Raw genomic sequence first — 5,278 nt, forward strand, 5'->3', positions numbered from 1 at the left:
TACTATAGGTAATTCAAACGGATCAAGATCTAATGGAGTAACAAGAGGATCTAGAAATTATGATTCCGGTTCCACGCGTATGTCTTCCCCAACCTATCAAGTTCCAAGCTCAGGAAGTCGAGGTGGAATAGGAGGAGGTTCCATAAGTAGTGGAAGTCGTGGAGGATCTATTGGAGGAGGAAGTCGTGGAGGATCTATTGGAGGTCGAAGATAATAAATAATAAAAAACTCAAATTATGAATAAGAAATTGTTATATGGATTTATTCTTTCATCATTAGTCATGACAGTGAAATCTCAGACAACCCAATTTTATCCAAATGACGTTTCAGATGCTTTTAATATTTTTGGAGATAATTCCAATAATACTTCAGGAACAGCACGATATATTGGTATGGGAGAATCTATGGGTGCTTTAGGAGGAGATTTAAGCGCTGTAGAGACCAATCCTGCCGGGTTAGGTATTTTTAGAAATTCTGTAGCTAATATTTCGATGGGTGTATTGTCAAATAAGAATAAAGCTACTATGGGTAATGGTGTAAATTCCAATACAGATACCAACTTTAATGTTCCCGCAGCGGGGATTGCTTTAGCATTGGGGGATGAATCAGATCTGCTTAAAGTAAATTTTGGAGTAAATTTTTCTTACCAAAGGGTAGATAATGATGTGTATTTTTCACGCAATTCAAAAATAAATTATTTATTTCCTAACAAAGATAACGTAAATCAGACCTATGAGATGGCTAATTACGATCAATATACTGATGGATATAAATCAAAATTGAAATTGAGTTTTGCTACCAATTATATGGATAAAATTTATTTCGGTATTGGTTTTGATTGGCATTATTTAAATGTTGATAGGAGCTCAGAATACGGTCATAGAAACACTGTTGACGGAGAATATATGAGATTTGATGAACAATTAACTCCTTATAGTCAAGAAGCAAACGGTTTCGGATTAAATGTAGGGGTAATAGGGAAGATCACACCTGAAATACGTTTAGGTGCTGCTTATCATACTCCGATTTGGTGGTCTGATATGGATGATTATAGATGGGTGTATAGTGTTAATGATAAAGGACAATTTTTCCAAGATTATATATATTATGATCGTTATAAAAATGTGTCCCCGGGAAAAATTGTTTTGAGTGGTGCTTTTGCATCAAATATTTTTGATGATGATAATTCTTTGGCATTTAATTTTGATTTTATTAATTATTTCAATAAGGATATGGAGTTTAAAGGAGATGTAGATTATAGACTTAACAATAACTTTGTAAATAATTATGTTAGAAATTCTCAAGAATATCGTGCAGGGTTAGAATATAGATTCAAAGAACTTAAATTAAGAGCTGGATATGCTTATGCCTCTTCTCCAATAAAAGATCAATCTATAGCCGGTGTATGGGATAATGATTCAAGTCCGGTATATGTAAAAAACTATTTAGCTGGAGAAAAAAATAAATTGTCTTTTGGTGTAGGATACGATATAGGGGTGTTTTTTGTTGATTTAGGATATCAAAATATAAAAACAGATTATCATACGACTCTATCTGGTGATTTTTATACAGTTGATGGATCAAATGTAAATCTTGATTTGAATAAGCCCTATTTTGGAAAAGTTAATAATACACAAAATAATTTTGTGTTAACATTAGGCATGAGATTTTAAAAAATAATTTTAATAAAAAAAATCCTAACATTTGTTAGGATTTTTTTTATTTATTTCTAAGCAAATCTCTTATTTCAGTTAGTAATTCTTCTTGGGAAGGTGGTTTTGGTGTATTATCTTGTTCTTTTTTGTTCTCATCTTTCTTATTAAGCTTATTAATTACTTTAATCATGGTAAATAGACAAAAAGCTATAATTATAAAAGATAAACATGTAGAAAGAAAATTACCGTACTTAATAGCTGTACCCGGAATGGTTAATTTAGCTAAATCTGTTAAATCTGCCATTTTAAGGGCAGGATTCAGAACTAAAGGAGTAATAATATCTTCCACTAAAGAAGTAATAATTTGATTAAAGGCACCACCGATAATTACACCAACAGCCATATCGATAACATTTCCACGTAAGGCAAAATCTTTAAATTCTTTTATAAAACCCATAAAAAATAAAATTAATTAAGATTGTAAAAATAAATTAAATTTTAAAATAATATAATCAACTAATACTTTAACTATTATTCAAATACTATTCCGAAATTTTTATCAAAAGATAAAATACCTTCTGTTTTCTCATGGGTTTCCGGATTTATAAGGCCTTTTATTTTTGAAGTTTTACCTTTACATATTAAATCAGAAATTTGCTTTAAAGACAATTTTTTACCGTATATTTCAAAGGGAACGGTAAAATCACAATTTTTATAATTGGAACATCCGTATGCAGATTTTCCTTTTATTAACTTACGAGCGTTACATTTAGGGCATAACAATTCCTCCACAGATTGTGAATTAGTGTTTGATTTTTTATGAATATTCTTATTTTCTACATTCTTTTTATCTTGTACTGAGATTCTACGGTATTGGCTATTTTTAACTTCTTGTGTGAGATTAGTTACCATTTCTATGAGTTCCTTTTTAAAAAGATCGGAAGAATAGGTGCCTTTTTCAATTAACCTAAGTTTTTTTTCCCAAAGTCCGGTAAGCTCTACACTCTTCAATAATTCACTTTGTATAGTATCTATCAAATCCATTCCTGTTGGAGTAGCATATATATTTTTCCTTTTTTTTTCAATGTACTTTCGATGAAGTAAGGTTTCAATGATATTTGCTCTAGTTGATGGTCTACCAATTCCATTATCCTTTAATACTTCTCTCATTTCTTCATCTTCAACCTGCTTTCCGGCTGTTTCCATACTTCTCAATAAAGAGGCTTCCGTATAATATTTAGGTGGAGAAGTCTTGCCTTGGTGGATAAACGGTTTATGAGGCCCGCTTTCTCCGACTTGAAAAACAGGAATTAAATTTTCTTCTTTTTCATTCTTTTTATCTTGCTCATATATTATTCTCCAACCAGGTTCTAAAATTTGTTTTCCACTAGCTTTAAATGGGATTTCGCCAACTTTTGAAGTAACCAAAGTATTAGAAATCTTACATTCTGGATAAAATGCAGCAATAAATCTTCGAGCTACCAAATCATATATCTTTTTTTCATCAGATGAAATTCCTTCCGGCGATACATCGGTGGGTATGATCGCATGATGATCGGTTACTTTGGTGTCATCGAATACAGCTTTGGATTTAGGAATAGGATTCTTTAAAAGAAAAGAAATAAGGGTTTCATAATATTTCATGCTGGAAAGAATTCCATGAATTTTTGGATATAAGTCTTCAGAAAGATAAGTTGTATCTACCCGAGGATATGTAACTAACTTTTTTTCATACAGACTTTGTATATATTTTAAGGTATTATCTGCAGAATAACCGTATTTCTTATTTGCTTCGACTTGTAAAGAAGTAAGATCAAACAATCTTGGATTTTTTTCCTTTCCCTCTTTCTTTTCGAAAGAAATTATTTCAAACGGATATTTTTGTAAATACTCTAATCCCTTTTTTGCTCTTTCTTCAGTTTTTAAACGGTCAATATCGGCGTTAAATTCAACATCTTTATAGATAGTTTTTAATTCCCAATATTCTTCAATAATAAAAGATTCAATTTCTTTCTGCCGTTGTACAATCATGGCCAAGGTAGGTGTTTGAACTCTTCCAATTGATAGTAGAGTTTTATTGGAAGCAAATTTTTTAGTAAACAATCGAGTGGCATTTATTCCCAAAAGCCAATCTCCAATGGCACGAGCGCTACCTGCTGAATATAGATTTTCATATAGTGAAGAGTCTTTGAGATTTTCAAATCCTTCTTTGATAGACTGTTCTGTTAACGACGATATCCATAAACGTTTTACAGGGACTTTACATTTGGCTTTTAATAATACCCACCGTTGAATTAATTCTCCTTCTTGTCCCGCATCTCCGCAATTTATTACTTCGTCACACTCGGAAACCAGATTTTTTATAATTTTGAATTGTTTTTCTACTCCTTTATTTGATATGAGCTTGATACCAAAATTTGTGGGGATAATTGGAAGGTCTTCCAAATACCAGAATTTCCAATTCGGATTATAATCATGAGGCTCTTTTAAAGTACATAAATGCCCAAAAGTCCAGGTTACCTGATATCCATTTCCTTGATAATATCCATCTTTTCTTTCTTTAGCCCCCAAAATTTGGGCAATATCTTTAGCAACGCTTGGTTTTTCAGCAATACATACTTTCATGCGTGAGGTACATTTTTGTACCTGCAAAATTGCAATTTTTTATGTACATAATAAATAGTAAGCATGCTGAAAGATACATTAATTTAATTACTGGATAAGTGATTATTAAGAAATAATATTTTAAAAAATAGAGATAAAAATAAAATTTTATTTTTAATCATTTCAAATATTTTTTATTTTTAAGTTATTGATGAAAAAATAAATAAAAGTTCGAAAGAAATTTTTTAGTATTAAAATTTTAAATTTGTGAAAATATGCTTGATTATTTACAAAATTATACGCTTTGCGATCAATTAAGGATACATAAGAATTTAACAAATTGATTTATATGCTAGAAGTTAAAAATCTCTTTTTTTCATATACCGAAGATAAAAAAATCATAGAATCTCTATCTTTTACCTTACAGCAAGGGAACATGTTGGCCTTGGTTGGGGAAAGTGGAAGTGGAAAAAGTACAGTTTTAAAATTAATTTACGGATTATTGGAGTGGGAGAGCGGCGAAATTTTTTATAATGGACGAAAATTAGCTGGATTTAAAGGGAATTTAGTTCCTGGAGAACCTGAATTTAAATATTTGGAACAGGAGTTTGGGCTGATGCCCTATGCTACTGTAGGAGAAAATGTTGGTAAATTCCTTTCTAATATAGATATAAAAGAGAAACAAAATAGAATTATGTTTCTTTTAGATATTGTAGGCATGGCAAGCTATATTGATGAGAAACCCATTTCACTAAGTGGAGGTCAAAAACAAAGAGTAGCTTTAGCAAAAGCTCTAGCACAAACTCCTTCAGTACTTCTGTTGGATGAACCATTTTCTCAAGTCGATACTTTTAAGAAAAATGTATTAAAGAGAGCCGTTTTTGATTTTGCTAAAGAAAATAATATATCTATCATATTAGCTACACATGAGATAGAAGATGCTCTTGCTTATGCAGATGAAATGATGATCTTAAAAGAAGGAAAAGTTGTACGATACGGTAATCCCAATGATTTATATA

The 5,278-nt window shown here is 30.8% G+C and carries 5 protein-coding genes; 3 read left to right on the forward strand and 2 right to left on the reverse strand.

Translation table 11 applies throughout. From position 1 onward, the window contains the following. Together M3Z80_RS08925 and M3Z80_RS08930 are read left to right on the forward strand one after the other, a co-directional pair. A partial coding sequence (locus tag M3Z80_RS08925; RefSeq protein ID WP_293919265.1) for a hypothetical protein occupies positions 1-214 on the forward strand: 214 nt, incomplete at its 5' end. 22 nt (positions 215-236) lie between these two features. Next, the gene (locus M3Z80_RS08930; RefSeq protein WP_293919266.1) at positions 237-1,673 is read left to right on the forward strand and encodes an OmpP1/FadL family transporter; all 1,437 of its coding nucleotides are present in this window, start codon (positions 237-239) and stop codon (positions 1,671-1,673) included. A 46-nt stretch (positions 1,674-1,719) separates the two neighbouring features. On the opposite strand, the gene mscL is transcribed toward M3Z80_RS08930, so the two are convergent. Both mscL and M3Z80_RS08940 read right to left on the reverse strand, forming a co-directional pair. Next, a complete protein-coding gene (gene mscL / locus M3Z80_RS08935; RefSeq protein ID WP_293919267.1) occupies positions 1,720-2,112 on the reverse strand; it encodes a large-conductance mechanosensitive channel protein MscL in 393 nt (130 codons plus the stop codon). A gap of 74 nt (positions 2,113-2,186) precedes the next feature. Next, on the reverse strand, positions 2,187-4,280 hold the full coding sequence (locus tag M3Z80_RS08940) for a type IA DNA topoisomerase (protein ID WP_293919269.1): 2,094 nt from the start codon (positions 4,278-4,280) through the stop codon (positions 2,187-2,189). Between the two features lie 328 nt (positions 4,281-4,608). Between M3Z80_RS08940 and M3Z80_RS08945 the strand changes: the two genes are divergently transcribed. Continuing rightward, a partial coding sequence (locus tag M3Z80_RS08945; protein WP_293919268.1) for an ABC transporter ATP-binding protein occupies positions 4,609-5,278 on the forward strand: 670 nt, incomplete at its 3' end.

This window comes from Apibacter sp. (genome assembly GCF_025291155.1).
Classification (GTDB): Bacteria; Bacteroidota; Bacteroidia; order Flavobacteriales; family Weeksellaceae; genus Apibacter.